Source organism: Streptomyces triculaminicus, assembly GCF_017349075.1.
In the GTDB taxonomy this organism is placed as follows: Bacteria; Actinomycetota; Actinomycetes; order Streptomycetales; family Streptomycetaceae; genus Streptomyces; species Streptomyces triculaminicus.
The window spans coordinates 120970-135999 of sequence record NZ_JAFMOF010000001.1 but is presented as its reverse complement, the minus strand read 5'-3'; the positions used below and the strand labels follow the sequence as shown (position 1 = coordinate 135999).

At 73.3% G+C, this 15030-nt stretch carries 15 protein-coding genes; 9 read left to right on the top strand and 6 right to left on the bottom strand.

The annotated features are described in order from the left end of the window. The first annotated feature begins 39 nt into the window (after positions 1-39). A complete protein-coding gene (locus tag J1792_RS00765; RefSeq protein WP_207246403.1) occupies positions 40-318 on the top strand; it encodes a hypothetical protein in 279 nt (92 codons plus the stop codon). A 15-nt stretch (positions 319-333) separates the two neighbouring features. Here J1792_RS00765 and J1792_RS00760 read toward each other — a convergent pair whose 3' ends face one another. Continuing rightward, the gene (locus J1792_RS00760; protein ID WP_086573943.1) at positions 334-1062 is read right to left on the bottom strand and encodes a hypothetical protein; all 729 of its coding nucleotides are present in this window, start codon (positions 1060-1062) and stop codon (positions 334-336) included. Positions 1063-1188: 126 nt separating this feature from the next. Here J1792_RS00760 and J1792_RS00755 point away from each other — a divergent pair, with 126 nt between their 5' ends. Next, complete coding sequence (locus J1792_RS00755) at positions 1189-1647, top strand: pyridoxamine 5'-phosphate oxidase family protein (RefSeq protein WP_086573941.1); 459 nt, start codon at positions 1189-1191, stop codon at positions 1645-1647. Positions 1648-1687: 40 nt separating this feature from the next. Here the strand turns inward: J1792_RS00755 and J1792_RS00750 are convergent, their stop codons facing one another. Further along, the gene (locus tag J1792_RS00750; protein WP_179199068.1) at positions 1688-2203 is read right to left on the bottom strand and encodes an NUDIX domain-containing protein; all 516 of its coding nucleotides are present in this window, start codon (positions 2201-2203) and stop codon (positions 1688-1690) included. A 100-nt stretch (positions 2204-2303) separates the two neighbouring features. Between J1792_RS00750 and J1792_RS00745 the strand changes: the two genes are divergently transcribed. Beyond that, complete coding sequence (locus J1792_RS00745; RefSeq protein ID WP_086573959.1) at positions 2304-2681, top strand: MmcQ/YjbR family DNA-binding protein; 378 nt, start codon at positions 2304-2306, stop codon at positions 2679-2681. Positions 2682-2717: 36 nt separating this feature from the next. Here the strand turns inward: J1792_RS00745 and J1792_RS00740 are convergent, their stop codons facing one another. Both J1792_RS00740 and J1792_RS00735 read right to left on the bottom strand, forming a co-directional pair. After that, positions 2718-3164 carry a GNAT family N-acetyltransferase gene (locus J1792_RS00740; protein WP_086573937.1) on the bottom strand — a complete coding sequence of 149 codons (447 nt, stop codon included), beginning with the start codon at positions 3162-3164 and terminating at the stop codon, positions 2718-2720. A gap of 41 nt (positions 3165-3205) precedes the next feature. Beyond that, a complete protein-coding gene (locus J1792_RS00735) occupies positions 3206-4234 on the bottom strand; it encodes an Lrp/AsnC family transcriptional regulator (protein ID WP_179199069.1) in 1029 nt (342 codons plus the stop codon). Between the two features lie 241 nt (positions 4235-4475). Here J1792_RS00735 and J1792_RS00730 point away from each other — a divergent pair, with 241 nt between their 5' ends. Next, on the top strand, positions 4476-6047 hold the full coding sequence (locus tag J1792_RS00730; protein WP_242645409.1) for an MFS transporter: 1572 nt from the start codon (positions 4476-4478) through the stop codon (positions 6045-6047). A 98-nt stretch (positions 6048-6145) separates the two neighbouring features. On the opposite strand, the gene J1792_RS00725 is transcribed toward J1792_RS00730, so the two are convergent. Together J1792_RS00725 and J1792_RS00720 are read right to left on the bottom strand one after the other, a co-directional pair. Further along, the gene (locus J1792_RS00725; RefSeq protein ID WP_086573932.1) at positions 6146-7465 is read right to left on the bottom strand and encodes an MFS transporter; all 1320 of its coding nucleotides are present in this window, start codon (positions 7463-7465) and stop codon (positions 6146-6148) included. Beyond that, positions 7462-8055, bottom strand: coding sequence for an ArsR/SmtB family transcription factor (locus J1792_RS00720; protein ID WP_086573930.1), 594 nt, complete (start codon positions 8053-8055; stop codon positions 7462-7464). The genes J1792_RS00725 and J1792_RS00720 overlap by 4 nt, the downstream gene beginning before the upstream one ends. Positions 8056-8431: 376 nt before the next feature. Between J1792_RS00720 and J1792_RS00715 the strand changes: the two genes are divergently transcribed. From J1792_RS00715 to J1792_RS00695, 5 genes are all read left to right on the top strand, one after another. After that, positions 8432-9166 (top strand): transglycosylase SLT domain-containing protein, encoded by a 735-nt coding sequence (locus J1792_RS00715; protein WP_207246401.1) that lies wholly within the window; start codon positions 8432-8434, stop codon positions 9164-9166. 181 nt (positions 9167-9347) lie between these two features. Continuing rightward, the gene (locus J1792_RS00710) at positions 9348-9851 is read left to right on the top strand and encodes an NUDIX domain-containing protein (RefSeq protein ID WP_086572175.1); all 504 of its coding nucleotides are present in this window, start codon (positions 9348-9350) and stop codon (positions 9849-9851) included. Positions 9852-9994: 143 nt separating this feature from the next. Beyond that, positions 9995-12856: a helix-turn-helix transcriptional regulator gene (locus J1792_RS00705; RefSeq protein ID WP_207246400.1), complete on the top strand. Its 2862-nt coding sequence runs from the start codon at positions 9995-9997 to the stop codon at positions 12854-12856. 146 nt (positions 12857-13002) lie between these two features. Then, positions 13003-13953 (top strand): alpha/beta fold hydrolase, encoded by a 951-nt coding sequence (locus tag J1792_RS00700; protein ID WP_242645408.1) that lies wholly within the window; start codon positions 13003-13005, stop codon positions 13951-13953. Between the two features lie 142 nt (positions 13954-14095). Continuing rightward, positions 14096-14941, top strand: coding sequence for a hypothetical protein (locus tag J1792_RS00695; RefSeq protein ID WP_207246398.1), 846 nt, complete (start codon positions 14096-14098; stop codon positions 14939-14941). Positions 14942-15030: the final 89 nt, after the last annotated feature.

Sequence of the window (15030 nt, the reverse complement as noted above, 5' to 3'; positions counted from 1 at the left end):
CATGTCCACCGTACGTACGCGCAAATGACGGAGGCGCCCGTGAACTCTGATAAGCCCACGAACCAATTCGGCTTCAAGAAGATCATCGGGATCGGCTGCATTGTCGCCGGTTCCGTTCTTGCCACTTTGTTCTGGGATCTGGAGGTCAAGTGGTTCCAGGGCGGCCCCCTCGGCCTGGTGCTCATTCTGCTCGGCGCGATGGACCTCTGGGAGGACTACCGGTCCTCCCAGGGAAAGAAGAGCAAAAGCATCATGGACGAGCTGCGGGAGGAGATCGGCAGCCTCGATCCGAACCGGAAGCGGAGCAATGATGAATGACGGAGTTGCCCCTCGTCACCGCGGGGGCGCGGCGTCCGCCGTCGCCGCCGTGGTGACGTCCGCGACCAGTTCCACCATGTCCGGGCCGTAGACGTCCGAGCCGATCACCTTCAGCAGGAGGCAGAACGTGCCGTCGAGGCCATGGCGGCGGGCGAGCCGCGCGTGGTGACGGGCCAGATAGCGTATGGCCGCCTGGTTGGTTATCCCCCGCTGGCCCGAGGAGAGGAAGACCGGGCGGCCGCCGGCCGGGGCGGTGAGCCGGGCCAGCAGGACGTACTCCACCCTGCCCTTGTCCATCCGGTACGTCTGGCCGCCGATGGTGAACGCGCCGCCGTCAGGAACGCTCTCGTAGTCGGTGTTCACCTCCACACCCGGCAGGAGCGCGCGCAGGTGCGCCTCGGTGCGGTGGTTCGACGCCGGTCCGCCCACGCAGAACTCGGTCCGGGTGCCGAACCCCTGCCGGGCGGCGTCGTGCGCCACGATGTCCGCGTTCGCCCCGCACTCCTTGATCAGCGCGGACAGCTCGAGCAGCGCGAAGGTGTCGTAGCGCGAGACGCTGTGGCCGCTCGCACTCGGGTCCTGGTTGACCACGAGCAGGCACTCGGACCCGCCCGGCAGGCCGAAGAACGTCTGCTTCCGCCGAAGTTGGCGCCGCCACAGCAGCGTTCTGACGAACCAGCCGGCGGCCCCGCTGATGCCGCTGGCCGTCAGGCCCAGCACGATGTTGCGCACGTCGTCATTCATGAGCGGGCAGCTTACGGGGCGTCATACGCCCTCGGCCCTACGGCCGGAGCCGGATGCGGGCGGTGATCCGGTCCTACGGCCCGAGCCCGATGCGGGCGATGATCCGGCACACTAGCGTCTCGGGACATGGAGATCACCGAGTCGCCCCGGAGCCCTGAACAGCGCAAGCACGACGTGCTGGAGAGACTGGGGCGTGAGCAGGACATCTGGGTCGCGTCGGCCGACGAGGACGGGCTGCCGTGCCTGGTGCCGCTGTGGTTCCTGTGGGACGGCGAGGCGATATGGATGTCCACCCGGTTCACCAACCCCACCGGCCGCAACCTGCGGGACGGCCGGCGCGCCCGCCTCGCGCTCGGGCACACCCGGGACGTCGTCCTCATCGACGGTGACGTGGAGAGCTTCACCGCACGGGAGGTGCCGGCCGCGGCGGCGGACGCGTTCGCGGAACGTTACGGGTGGGATCCGCGTCGCAACGGCGGCTCGTACGGGTACTTCAGGGTGCTGCCGCGTGCCGTGCAGACGTGGCACGAGGAGCACGAGCTGCCAGGCCGTCACCTCATGCGTGAAGGGCAGTGGGCTGTGTGACCTCGGCCGCCGGGGGAGGTGCGGGCCGGCGCGTGGACCGTCAGGCACCCGGGGGAGCGGACGCGGCCGGCGGCAGGCCGTCGCGGAGGAAGGCGGTGTGCGCCCCGCGTTCGGCCTCCAACGAGGCGGCCACGCGGCGCCGCAACGGCTCCGGGAACCGCGCCAGCGCCGTCTCCTCGTCGGCGAACTCGGCCGCCGCGATCTCCGAGCCCTGCAGGACCAGGTCCTCGGCCCGTACGGGACGGTCCGGGTGCGCGGCGAAGATGAACACCAGGAGGGACCTGCCGTACGCGGCCGCCGACAGGTTGTCCACCGCCAGCAGCCGCCCGGTGCGCAGGCCGCGCAGGCCCAGTTCCTCCTCGGCCTCCCTGGCGAGCGCCGCCGGGAGGTCCTCCTCGGCCTCCACGAAGCCGCCGACGATGTCCCACCCGGGTTTGTAGACGGGGTCGACGATCAGGAGCCGCCGGCGGTCGTCGCGTACGAGCGCGTCCACGGCGACCAGCGGTGCCGGCAGGCCCCGCAGGAACCGTGCCAGTCGCGTAGTGGGAGTGTCCATGCGTTCCTCCGGTGCCGTAGCCGCGCGGCCCACGACCGTGAGCATGCCCGGCGCGCCCGTACGGGAAGCGCATGGCCATCCACCCCTTAACGTGGTGACCATGATCAATGCCGACGACGTCCGCAGGATCGCGCTCTCCCTCCCGGAGACGGCCGAGAAGGAGGCGTGGAACATGCCGACCTTCCGGGTCGCGGGGAAGATGTACATCACGATCCCCGACGACCGGACGTCGTTCGCCGTCCGCTGCCCCCGGCACGAGCGGGCCGAACTCATCGCGGCGGAGCCGGAGAAGTTCTGGGTGCCCCCGCACGAGGCGAGTTCCGCGTGGGTGCGCGTACGGCTCGCGGCCCTGGAGGACCTCGACGAGCTGCGCGACATCCTCGTCGACTCCTGGAGGCAGGCGGCGCCGGAGCGCCTGGCGGATGCCCTGCCCGGCGGCGGAGCCCCCGGCGACGGCGCGGGCACCGGGAAGCGCTGACCGGGGCCGGGCCCGTGGCCCGCGCCGTCGCCGGGATCAGGAGTCGGAGAAGCTCATCATCATCAGCTTCCCCGGATCGGCGACGGGCGCGAACCCGACCCGGGCGTAGACCTCGTGCGCGTCGAGGGTGGACAGCAGCACCCGCTTGAGGCGGTAGGGGGCGAGGTGGTCGCGGACGGCGGTGGCCAGGAGCGTGCCGACGCCCCTGCCGCGGTGCTCCGGGGCGACGTAGACGTCGCAGAGCCAGGCGAAGGTCGCGAGGTCGGTGACGACGCGCGCGTAACCGGCCTGGCGGCCTTCGGCGTCGTACGCGCCGAAGTTGACGGAGGCCGCGACGGACCGCTCGACGGTCTCGAGGCTGCGGCCGATGGCCCAGAACGCGTCGGTGGACAACCAGCGGTGGACGAGCCCCGTGTCGAGGCGGCCGGGATCGGTCGAGATCTCGTATCCGTCGCGCAAGGCGTCCGCAGTGCGAGTGATCATGGACCGCAAGCGTAGGCGTGCGGCCCGGAGATGACCATTGATCAGGGCTTTCCGCCGGCGGCCGGCTGCGGCCACAGCGGGCCCGGGCCCTTGAGGAGGCGGTGGGTGGGGGCGGTGCTGGCGTGCTGGACGCCGGGCAGGGAGGCCACCGGGCCGGTCAGATAGCGGTAGAACGAACCGGCGTTCTGCGTGTTGATGCTGGCGCACAGATTGGTGGCGCCGGTGGTCGCCGCGGCGAACGGCACCTCCGGATGCTCGGCCAGCGCCCGGCCCACCGTGTCCAGCCGCGCCGGCTCGACCTGCAGCCACAGCGTGGCCCGGAACCCGTGGTGCAGGATCCGCGGGTGGTAGTCGAGGTCGAAGTAGAGGACGCCCGCCGCGCGCAGCTCCGCCAGTCGCCGCCGGACGGTGGTCTGCGACCAGCCCGTGGCCGCGGCCAGTTCGCCCAGCGGAGCGCGCCCGTCCTGGGTCAGCGCAGCCAGCAGGCGATGGTCGCGCGCTTCAAGGGGGTACGGCGCGGCCGGCTCGTGCGGGCGGCTCGCCGGAGCGTCGGCGGGGGTGAGGGCGGCGACCTGTTCGGGGGTGAGCGGCCCGGTCTTGCTGACCAGGCTGCGCTCCTGGCCGAAGAACACGTGCAGCAGGCTGTGCGCCGACACGTCCACGACCCGCGGCGTGCGCGGCAGCTTCTGCAGCAGCAGGGCGTCGCTCTCGCCCCGGTCGCGGGTGCGGACGTTGCAGATGATCTCCGTACCGCCCGAGGTCAGCTTCACCCAGCTGGTGTCCGGATGCCGTGCCAGCGCCTCGCCGACCGAGCCGGCGGCGTCCGGCGTGCAGCGCACCCGTACGAACCAGGGGGTGTCGCCGACCCGCATCGGATCGGTCAGCCCCACCACGCGCAGCGTGCTCGTGGTGCGCAGCCGGGTGTAGCGGCGGGCGACGGTCTGGTCGGACACCCCCAGCACGTCGGCGATCCGGCTGAAGGGCGCCCGCCCGTCGATCTGCAGGGCGTGGACGAGGGGCTGGTCCTGAACGTCGAGGGCGGGCAGGAGCGCCCGCAGATCGGTGTCGATATCCACCACAGAAGGCTACGGGATGTCGAAATCCGCCACGTAAGGATCATTGGCTGCGGCATCGGGCGGCATCACCGCAGGCTCGACGAGGACGGCTCACCGGACCCCCGAAGGGACCTCCGAGCCGGGCCCAGCACCTCTTCGACACTCCGCAGAACAACTCCGCGGACAACTCCACTGAACAACAACTCCACTGAACACTCCACGAAACGAGATTCGGATGCGTAAGTGGCGGCCCTTGATGGCTGTCTCCCTGGGCGCTTTCATCCTGCTGGTGGACGTCACGATCGTGAACGTGGCACTGCCGCAGATGGCCGAGGACCTGCACGCCGGCTTCGCCTCCCTGCAGTGGGTGGTCGACGCCTACGCCCTCGCCCTGGCCGCCCTCCTGCTCGCGGCGGGCTCGCTCGCCGACCGCTTCGGCCACCGCAGGCTCTACGTGGCCGGGCTGATCCTGTTCGCCCTGGCCTCCCTCGCCTGCGGGCTGGCATCCGGCGCCGGCGTCCTGGTGGCCGCCCGCGCGGTGCAGGGCGTGGGCGGCGCCGCGATGTTCGCCACCACCACGGCCCTGCTCGGCGCCACCTACCAGGGGCGTGACCGGGGCACCGCCTTCGGCGTCTGGGGAGCCGTCAACGGCGCGGCCGCCGCGGCCGGCCCGCTGCTCGGCGGCCTCCTGACCGAACACATCGGCTGGCAGGCCGTCTTCCTGGTCAACCTGCCGATCGCCGCGGTGGCCGTCCTCATGACGCTGCGCGTCATCGCCCCCGACCGGCGCGACGAGGCCCGGCACGCGGCGCCCTCCGGCCGTCTCGACATCCCCGGCGCCGTGACCTTCACCCTCGCCGCCGCCGCGCTCACCTACGGGCTCATCCGCGGCAGCGAGGACGGCTGGACCTCCGCGCTCACGCTGGGCGCCTTCGCCGTGGCCGTGGTGTCGCTCGCCGCCTTCGTGACGGCCGAGATCCGCGCCGAGCGCAAGGGCGGCCAGCCCATGCTGGACCTGGCCCTCCTGCGCAGGCCCTCCTTCAGCGGGCTGATGGGCGGCGCGCTCCTGCTCCAGGGCGGCGCCTTCGGCGGCCTCGCGCTGCTCTCGCTGTGGCTGCAGTCCGTCATCGGCCTGGGCCCGATCGACGCCGGCCTGTCCCTGACCCCGCTGGCCGTCGTCTCCTTCCTTGTCTCCCTCGTGGCCGGCCGCTACCTGCAGCGCCTGACGCCCCGGCTGCCGATCGGCCTCGGCCTGCTCGTGGTCGCCGGCGGCATGCTCCTGCTGAACGCCGGACTGACGGCGGACGCCGGCCGGTCCGCCGTGATCGCCGGGCTGTGCGTGACCGGCGCCGGCGCCGGGCTGGCGATGCCCGTGCTGGTGTCGGCGGCGATGGGAAGCGTGCCGCCCCAGCGCATGGGCATGGCGGGCGGCGCGGTCAGCACCTTCCGCCAGCTGGGCATGACCCTGGCGATCGCCGGCCTGGGCGCCGTCTTCACCAGCCGCGTCGAGAAGGTGCTCGAGGAGTCGGGTACGGCTGCCGACCCGCACGCCGCCGCGTCGGCGCTGGCGGGCGGGCAGGCCCACCGGATGATCGAGAGCGCTCCGGCCGCCGTACGCGACGACACCGCGCGCCTGGTCCACGAGGCCTTCGCGGCCGGCCTGGACCGCGTCTTCCTGTGCGCGGCGGTCGCGGCCGCCGTCGGCGGCCTCCTCGTCCTGGCGCTGGTGCGCCCCACGCCCCGCCCCGAGGGCGGTGCCCGCGCCGGCGGCACTCCGGCCGAGCAGGTGCCCGGATCCCGCGGCGAGGCCGAGCCCGCGAGGGCCTAGCGCCGAAGAGCGCGGCAGACGGCGAGTGGCCGGGGAAATCCCCCGGCCACTCGCCGTTTCCGTGCCCGCCCGCGCTATCCGGGCGGGGGCGGCACCGTTCAGCCGCCGGCGCGGGCGCGGCGGGATCCGCCGGAGGCACCCGCACTCCCTGCCCCGTCCACCGGCCGACGGCACGTCGGAAGGTCCCGGGCCCGGCGGACGGGGGAGAGGAGCAGCACCAGGCCGGCGAGCGGGACGCCCGCCGTCGTGATCCACATGGCAGTGCGCAGGCCGAGCGCCGTACCGAGCGCGCCGCCGAGCAGCGCGCCGAGCGGGATCGTCCCGTAGTTGACGAACGCGGTGGTCGCCGTGAGCCGGGCGAGGAGCTCCGGCGGGCAGTAGCTCTGCAGAAAGCCCGCCTTGATGACATTGCCGCCCACGACGCCGGCCGTCACGCAGAAGCCGCCCGCCACGAAGAGCAGCACCCCCGTGCCGCCGACGGTCAGCGGCATGAGCAGGGCGAACACGGCGAGCCCCACCTCGAACAGCAGCGTCGCGCGGGCCGTACCGAACCGGCCGGCGACCCGGCGGGCCGCGAAGGCCCCGGCCACCCCTCCGGCACCGGCGGCCGCGACGAGGACCCCCACCGTGCCGGGGCCCAGACCGACGTCCTGGACCAGGAAGACCACCCGTATCGACTGGTACCCCATGAGCGCCAGGTTGGAGGCGGCTCCGAAGAGCGTCAGCGTCCGCAGCCAGGGGTCGCCCGCGACGAGGCGCAGCCCCTCGCCGACCTCGCCCGCCAGCCCTCCCCGGCGACGCCCGGCCCTGGGGGGGCGGGGCTCGCGGTGCCGTATGCCCGCCAGACAGAGAAGGGACACCAGCAGCGTCGCGGCGTTGGCGAAGAGCCCGTTCACGGCGCCCGCCAGCTGTGTGATCAGACCGCCGGAGCCGAGCCCGGCGATCTGCGCGGCCGACGCGCTGCCGTGCAGCTTGGCATTGCCCTCGGCCTGGTCGGCGGGCTCCAGGAGACCGGGGAGATAGGCGGTGTAGGCGGTCTGGAAGAAGACGGCGGCGGTACCCGTCAGCAACGCCACGACCAGGAGCAGGCCGATGCTCAGGCGGCCGAAGGCGGCGGCCGCCGGGACGGCGGCGAAGAGGAGCAGCGAGGCCACGGCGGCGGCCAGCATGACGGGCCTGCGCCGGACCCGGTCCACCCAGGCACCCGCCGGAAGGCCGATGACCAGCCAGGGCACCCACGCGGCGGCGCTCAGCAGCCCGACCTGGAAGGTACCGGCCCGCAGGTCGGACACGGCGATCAGCGGCATCGCGACCCCGGTCACCGAGGCGCCGAACTTGCCTGCCGTCTCACCGCACCACAGCAGCCGGAAATCGCGGTGGCGGCGCAGGAGGCCGCCACCGCCGGCACTCCGCGTCATGAGCCGCCACGCTCCTTGCGCGGGAAGGACTGCAGCTGCACGACGACCGGCAGGGCGCCGGGGACGGGCTCGGCGTCCGCAGCGGGCGTGTGACGGGCGATGACGGCCATCAGCTCCGTGTTGAGGGCGGCGAGCTGCTCGGGCGACAACCGCAGGTCACGCCAGTCGGAGACGGTCCCCGCCGCGCGCCATTCCGCGTCCCAGTCCTCGTTGACGTAGGTCACGACCCGGCTGAAGTACTGCTGCACCAGTTCATGGAGATAGACGGACAGTGCGCCCCGGCTCTCGGGGTCGTCGCGGAACTCGGCGATGTTCAGCTCGTTCGCCACACCGACCCTCCGCCACCAGCGCTCACGCTTCGTGCCGCGTCCGGTCTCCTCCTCGATGAAGCCGTGCTCGGCGAGGTGGCGCAAGTGCCAGCTGACGGTGCCGGTGTTCTCCCCGAGGCGCTCGGCGAGCAGCGTGGCGGTCGCGGGCCCGTCGAGGCTGAGCAACTCGAAGATCCTCATCCGCAGGGGGTGGGCCAGCCCGCGCAGGCTGCGGGCGTCGATGCGGCGAGTGGGACGTGGGGCTCCGGAGGCTTCGGTCATGACGGCATCGTAAGTTGCAGAGACTCCTCTGCATAGAGTTCTCTGCAGAGGAGTCTCTGCAACATGCCCGGGCAGGGGCGTCCACCGCACTCGAGTGCTCACGTGCTGTGAGTCGAAGGGGGGTCGGTTGTGAGGCCCCTCATGGGGCCTGGATCACATACGAATCCGGGTAGTGGAGGCCGAGGCTTCAATAGGCCCCTTCGGCGCGCATTTCGTTCGGTGAATACGGCGTTCCGCCGTAGGTCACACCTTTGCCAGGGGGTTTTTGTGCCGCTAACAATTGCTGAGTCGCACGGCGCCGTCGACCGAGAAACGGCGCTCTTTTTGCGCCATTGACGGCCATTGCGACTAAGCGATTGGAAGGGTTCAGCTCGTTATGCGCTCCACCGTCTCCGGTTATTCCGCTCTGTCCAAGGCTCATAAGTTCTCCGCTGCGGGTCTGGTGACCGCTGCTGGTGCCGCCGCTCTGACGTTCGCCCTGGTGCCGCAGGCTCAGGCTGCGGATGCTCACTCGGTCGGTGTGAAGCCGGTGTCGCTGAGTGCTCAGGAGTTCGGTGTGACGCAGGACGCGGAGCTGGCGAAGGCCGCGGACGCTGCTGCCGGTCAGGCGCAGGTCAAGGCCGCTGCCGCGGTGAAGGCCGAGGCGAAGGCGAAGGCCGATGCCGCCGCGAAGGCGAAGGCCGACCGTGAGCGTGCGAGCCGTTCCGAGGCGCGTAAGCCGATGAAGCCCGCCGCCAAGCCGGCCCCGGCCAAGCCCGCCGCGAAGCCCGCTCCGGTGAAGAAGGCCTACGCGGACAACCTGGACGGCTGGATCAACGAGTCCCTGGACATCCTGCGCGCCAAGGGCATCCCGGCCTCCTATGACGGCATCAAGCGCAACATCATGCGTGAGTCGACCGGTAACCCCCAGGCGATCAATGACTGGGATGTCAATGCGGTGAACGGTGTGCCGTCGAAGGGTCTGCTGCAGATCATCGACCCGACGTTCAAGGCGTATCACGTCGAGGGCACCTCGTGGAACATTTACGACCCGGTCGCCAACATCACCGCGTCCTGCAACTACGCGGCCGACAAGTACGGCTCGATGGACAACGTCAACTCCGCGTACTAAACGCACCGAGCGGACGAGCACGGAAAGGGCGGCGGCACCCGGGACACCCCGGGTGCCGCCGCCCTTCGCGTTGCCCCAGGGATCGTGTCCTTCGCCCGGGTGACTCAGTTGAAGGGATACACGCCCGCGTGCGCGCACGCGAGCGGGCGATCGTATCGAGCGGAGAGGGGAGGGCCCCGCAGTGACGAGCGTGTGGCTTCCGCCGGAGGAGTACCTGGCGACGCTGCCCAAGGCGACCATGTACGGCTGTCTGTTCTTCACCGACAGTGAGGGCCGCCCGCTGCAGCTCCGGTCGTCGGTCGATCCGGGGCTGTGGCAGTTCCCCGGCGGCAACACCGACCCGGGGGAGACCCCGTGGCAGACGGCGGTGCGGGAGACGAGGGAGGAGACCGGCATCGTCTTCACGGGCCGGCCGCGTCTCCTCGCCACGCACTTCCTCCCGCCGGGCGGCGTCTGGACGGTCTCCAAGGTCGGGTTCGTCTTCGACGGCGGCACCCTCACCGACGAGGAACTGTCGCGCATCGTCCTGGACCCGGCCGAGCACTGCGAGTGGCAGGTGCGCTCCATGGAAGGCTGGGCTCCGGCGCTCGGCACGGCGACGTGGGAGCGGCTGGCGGCCGTGAACGCGGCCCGGGCGACGGGAGTGCCGGCGTACCTGGAGACGACGTTCGAGGTCTGCATGTGACCGGCCGGCGGGACGCGGCCGGGCGGGAAACGATCGGCAAGGATCCGAAAGCGACCGGGAAAGATCGAAAAGGGTACAGTCGGCCCCGCTGAAGGGGGCGGCGCAGGGCCGTTCCCCGGCATCGACGGGGGCAGGGCACAGGCATGGCGGGCGACCGGATCGCCGGGCGCGGGGACGAACTCGACGCGCTCGGAAGCTTTCTGACGGACATCCGCTCCGGCTCCGGCCGGGCCCTGGTGCTGCGCGGCGAGCCCGGGGCGGGCAAGTCCACGCTCCTGCGGTACGCCGCCGCGCACGCGGCCCCCGCGCGGGTGCTGACGGCGACGGGTGCCGAGCCCGAGTCGGGGATGGCCTTCGCCGCGCTGCACCAGCTGCTGCGTCCGGTCGTCGGCCTGGCCGACGCGCTGCCCGACGCCCAGCGCGACGCCGTCCGCGCCGCGCTGGGCCTGGCCGAGCCGGCGGCGGCCCAGGACCGGTTCCTGGTCTCGGCGGGCGTGCTGTCCCTCCTGACGGAGGCGGCCGCGACCGACGGCCTGCTCTGTGTCGTCGACGACTTCCAGTGGGTCGACCAGGCCTCCGCCGACGCCCTGCTCTTCGCCGCCCGCCGCTTCGACGGCGACGGCGTGGGGCTGCTGATCGGCACCCGCGACGTGGCCGCGGCCCGGCAGGCGCTCCGCGCGCTGCCCGCGCGGGACCTGGGCGGAGTGGACGCCGAGGGCGCGCGCGAGGTGCTGGCCGCACGTGCGGGGATCACACCGGAACCCACGGTCGTCGAGCTCGTCACGACCGCCACGGGCGGCAATCCGCTCGCCCTCCACGAGGCGGCCGGCCTGCTGACCGCCGAGCAGCTGACGGGCCGGGCGCCGCTGCCCGACCCGCTGCCGGTGGGGCACGGCGTCGCCGGGATCTACGGCGAGCAGATCGCCCGGCTGCCCGAGGACACCCGGACCGCCCTGCTCGCCGCCGCACTGGCGGGACGAGGCGACCCCCGGCTGATACGGGCCGCCGCCACCCGGCTCGGGGCGGACCCCGACGCCCTGTACGCCGCCGAGGCGGCCGGGATCGTCGACCTGCTGTCGGCCGAGGTCCGCTTCCGGCATCCGCTGATCCGGGCCGCCGTGCACGCCGGCGCCACCCCGGCGGCCCGTCGCGCGGCACACCGTCACCTCGCCGCCCTCCTGGAGGAGGCCGACGACCGCGACCGCGCGGCCCGGCACCGCGCCGAAGCCGCCACCGGCCCCGACGAGGACGTCGCCGCCGCGCTCGCCGCCGCCGGCGAACGGGCGCGCGCCCGGGGCGGCTACGCCGACGCCGCCCACACCCTCGCCCGAGCCGCCGAACTGACTCCCGACCCGGGGAGCAAGGCCCGCCGACTCAAGGACACGGCCGCCGCCGCGTGGCTGGGCGGCCACCCCGGGCGGGCCCAGACGGCCCTCGCGGCGGCCCGCGACCTCGCCCGGGAGCCCGTACTGCTCGCCGAACTCGCCCAGATCGGCGGCAGGTTCGAGCTGTCCTCGGGGAACGCCGCCGAAGCGCTGCGGGCGTTCCTCGCGGCCGCCGAACGCGCTGCCGCGCACACGACGGAAACGGACGGCTCACACGAGCAGGGCGACGCCGCCACCCGGCGCGTTGTCCTCGCGCTGCTCGCCGACGCCGCCGAGGCCGCCGCCGCCATCGGCGACACCGAGGCCGCCGTACGCATCGGACGGCAGGCGGTGGACTTGACCGGGCCGACCGGGTCGCCCTTGGTGCCCGCCGACGCGTTCCTGCGTGACGTCCTGATGGGAATGGGCGCGCTCTACGAGGGAGAGACGCGCCGCGGTGTCCCGCTGCTGCGCCGGGCCCTGGCCGGCCTCCCGGACGACGGACACGACGGCCGCGACGGAGGCGACGGTCATGACGGAGGTGACGGCGAGAACGCCGCGGCCCGCCTGCTGTGGGCGGCGGCCGCCGCCAGCCTCCTTGGCGAGAGCGACGCCGCCGCCCGCTATGGCGCCCGTGCCGGCCGCGTCGCCCGCGTCTCCGGCATGGTGGGCACCCTGCCCGTCGTCCTGGAGAACGCCGCCACGGCCGAGCGCATGAACAGCGGATTCGCGCTCAGCGCCGCCCTGTCCGAGGAGGGCCTGGCCCTCGCCCGGGAGACCGGCCTCGACAACTCGGTCGCGGCCCACCTCGCCAACCTCGCGGTCTGCGCCGCCGTCCGCGGCCGCGAGGACGACTGCCGCGCCTACGCGCACGAGGCACTGGCCATCGCCATTCCGCACCGCCTCGGACTGCGCGCCGGCGTGGCGTCGTACGCCCTCGGCCTGCTGGACCTCGGACTCGGCCGCTTCGACCGGGCCCACGAACGGCTCACCGCGCTCACCTCGGCGGGCCCCGGCGCGGGCCATCCCGTCGTGGTGTGGGGCTCGACCGCCGACCGGGTGGAGGCGGCCGTCGCCGCCGGGGACCTCGCGGCGGCCCGCGCCGCCACCGACTTCCTCGGCCGGTGGTCGGCCGACGCCGCCTCACCCCGCTCCCGGGCGCTGCTCGCCCGCTGCGAGGCCCTGGCCGCCGACGACGGCGACGCGATCGCCCTCCTGAGGCAGGCGCTCGACCTCCTCGGCGAGGACGACGACCAGGACGCCACCACGTACGACCGGGCCCGTACCGCGCTCCTGCTGGGCGAGCGGCTGCGTCGCGACCGGCGGACGGGCGACGCGCGGTCCCACCTGCGGCAGGCGGCGGAGGCCTTCCACCGCATGGGCGCCGGGCCGTGGGAGCGCCGGGCGCGCGGCGAGCTGCGGGCGGCCGGGGAGACGACCGGCGCCGCCCGCCCCGCCGCCCTCGAAACGCTCACCGCCCAGGAGCTGCGCATCGCCCGGCTCGTCGCCGAAGGTGTGAGCAACCGGGATGTCGCGGCCCGCCTTTTCCTCAGCCCGCGCACCGTCGAGTACCACTTGTACAAGGTGTATCCCAAGCTCGGCATCACCTCGCGCGCCGAGCTGGCCCGCCTGCTGCGCTGACGGCCCGCCACCCCCACTGGTCCGGCGGCACGTGGACGGCCAGTATTCCTACGGATGGCACCGGTGGGCCGGCACGGCAGAGTTCCACCTGTCCGCGGAACGAGCGGACGGCAGGACGAACGGACCGCGGAGAACAGGGGCAACGCATGTCAGCGACGTCAGAGATGTCAACGGTGGGACGCATGGTCGAGGTGGGCGGCATCGAGCTGTGGACCGAGGAGTTCGGGGATCCCTCCCACCCGCCGGTGCTGCTCATCGCCGGCTCGATGAGCCAGGGGCTGCTGTGGCCGGACGAGTTCGTCGGGCGGCTCGCGGCGGCCGGCCACCGGGTCGTCCGGTACGACCACCGGGACGTGGGCCGCTCGACCGCCCTCGACTTCGAGCGGAACCCCTACACCTGGGCCGATCTCAAGGCGGACGCGGTCGGCCTGATGGACGCCCTGGGGATGGGCTCGGCCCACCTGGTGGGCCACTCGGCCGGCGGAATGCTCGCCCAGTGGATCGCGGCCGAGCACCCCGGCCGCGTCGAGAGCCTCACCGTGATCGGCTCCTCGCCGCTCGGCGCCGGCGAGGCGCACGTGCTCGTACGCGCCCTCATGGGTCAGCCGCAGCCGGAAGGCAGCCTGCCCGAGCCCACTGCGGAGTTCGTGGACTTCTTCCGGAACGCGGCCGCCGGACCGCCGCCCGTCACCCGGGCCGAGACCGTCGACTTCCAGATCGAGCTCGCGCGCGTCCTGCGCGGCGCCGCGTGCCCGTCCGATTTCGACGAGGACGCCCAGCGCCGCCTGGAGGAGCGGCTCTACGACCGTATGCGCGACCCCCGCAGCGCCGCCAACCACCGGCTCGCCGGGATGGCCGACCCCGACGCGGAGCCGCAGGGCGCACTGGCACGGGTGAGTGCCCCGACCCTCGTCGTCGAGGGCACCGCCGAACCGGTCAAGCCGGGCCACGGCCGGATCATCGCGCAGGAGATCGCCGGAGCGCGGCTGGAGATGGTCCCGGGGATGGGGCACATGCTGACGGCGGACGCCGTCGAGCCGGTCGCGAACGCGCTCGTCGCGCACCTGGACGCCTCGGCGGGAGGACGCGGCGCGTGAGGGGAACGCGACCGGGCGGACCGACGGCGGCGACGCTCGAACCGGGCTCGCGGCCGGACCCTTCGCGGCCTTCGGCCACCCGATCCGGGCCGGGTGGCCGCCCGGTCGCACCACCGGATTCCGACGGGCGAGGAGACGGACGATGACGACGGACGCCACAGAAGGACACGACTGGGGCAAGAGCGACTTCGAGGACGTCTACGACCGGCCCGATCCGCGCGCCTACTTCACCCGGCTGCGGCCGCTGGACTACCGGATCCCCCACCACGCCCAGCCCGTCTACCGGGCCCTGGCCGAGGAGCGGGCCCGCCGGGCCCCCTCCCGGCCGCCCGGCGCGGTCGTCGACCTGTGCTGCTCCTACGGCGTCAACGCCGCACTGCTCAACCACGACCTGACCCTGGCCGACCTCTACGCGCACTACACCAGCCCCGACGTGGCCGCGCTGACGACGGAGGAGCTCGCCCGGCGGGACCGGGAGTTCTACGCCGCGCGCCGCCGCGCGGACGCCGTACCGGTCGTCGGCGTCGACGCCTCGCCGCGGGCCGTCGCCTACGCCCGTGACGTCGGCCTGTTGGACGCCGCCTTCGCCGTGGACCTCGAGACCGCCGACGCCTGCCCCGACCTGGCCCGCGCCCTGGGGAACGCGTGGCTGATCACGGTCACCGGCGGCCTCAGCTACATCGGACCGCGCACCTTCGACCGCGTGCTGGCGCACGCGCCCCGGGACGTCCAGGTGGCCGCCTTCGCCCTGCGGACCGTCGACTACGGGCCCATCGCCGGCGTGCTGCGCGACCACGGCCTGGTGAGCGAGACCTCGCCCGAGCTCCACCCGCAGCGCCGCTTCACCGACGAGGACGAACAGCGGCGCACGGTGGCCCGTGTCACGGCCCTCGGCATGGACCCGGCCGGATACGAGGCCGAGGGCTACTACTACGCCCGCTACTACCACTCCCGGCCCGCGGAACCCCTCGCGCCGCTCGCGCCGTAACCCCACCGCCGCACCTCACGTCACAGGGGGCGCATGCGTATCCGGCGAGCGGGTACTCGGCAGGTCCCGCCGTATCCACGGCGGGCCGA

Coding starts and splice junctions, on each gene's coding strand:
- J1792_RS00760 (WP_086573943.1), bottom strand. CDS start 1,062: ATGAATGACGACGTGCGCAACATCGTGCTGGGCCTGACGGCCAGCGGC.
- J1792_RS00755 (WP_086573941.1), top strand. CDS start 1,189: ATGGAGATCACCGAGTCGCCCCGGAGCCCTGAACAGCGCAAGCACGAC.
- J1792_RS00750 (WP_179199068.1), bottom strand. CDS start 2,203: ATGGACACTCCCACTACGCGACTGGCACGGTTCCTGCGGGGCCTGCCG.
- J1792_RS00745 (WP_086573959.1), top strand. CDS start 2,304: ATGATCAATGCCGACGACGTCCGCAGGATCGCGCTCTCCCTCCCGGAG.
- J1792_RS00740 (WP_086573937.1), bottom strand. CDS start 3,164: ATGATCACTCGCACTGCGGACGCCTTGCGCGACGGATACGAGATCTCG.
- J1792_RS00730 (WP_242645409.1), top strand. CDS start 4,476: ATGGCTGTCTCCCTGGGCGCTTTCATCCTGCTGGTGGACGTCACGATC.
- J1792_RS00725 (WP_086573932.1), bottom strand. CDS start 7,465: ATGACGCGGAGTGCCGGCGGTGGCGGCCTCCTGCGCCGCCACCGCGAT.
- J1792_RS00720 (WP_086573930.1), bottom strand. CDS start 8,055: ATGACCGAAGCCTCCGGAGCCCCACGTCCCACTCGCCGCATCGACGCC.
- J1792_RS00715 (WP_207246401.1), top strand. CDS start 8,432: ATGCGCTCCACCGTCTCCGGTTATTCCGCTCTGTCCAAGGCTCATAAG.
- J1792_RS00705 (WP_207246400.1), top strand. CDS start 9,995: ATGGCGGGCGACCGGATCGCCGGGCGCGGGGACGAACTCGACGCGCTC.
- J1792_RS00700 (WP_242645408.1), top strand. CDS start 13,003: ATGTCAGCGACGTCAGAGATGTCAACGGTGGGACGCATGGTCGAGGTG.
- J1792_RS00695 (WP_207246398.1), top strand. CDS start 14,096: ATGACGACGGACGCCACAGAAGGACACGACTGGGGCAAGAGCGACTTC.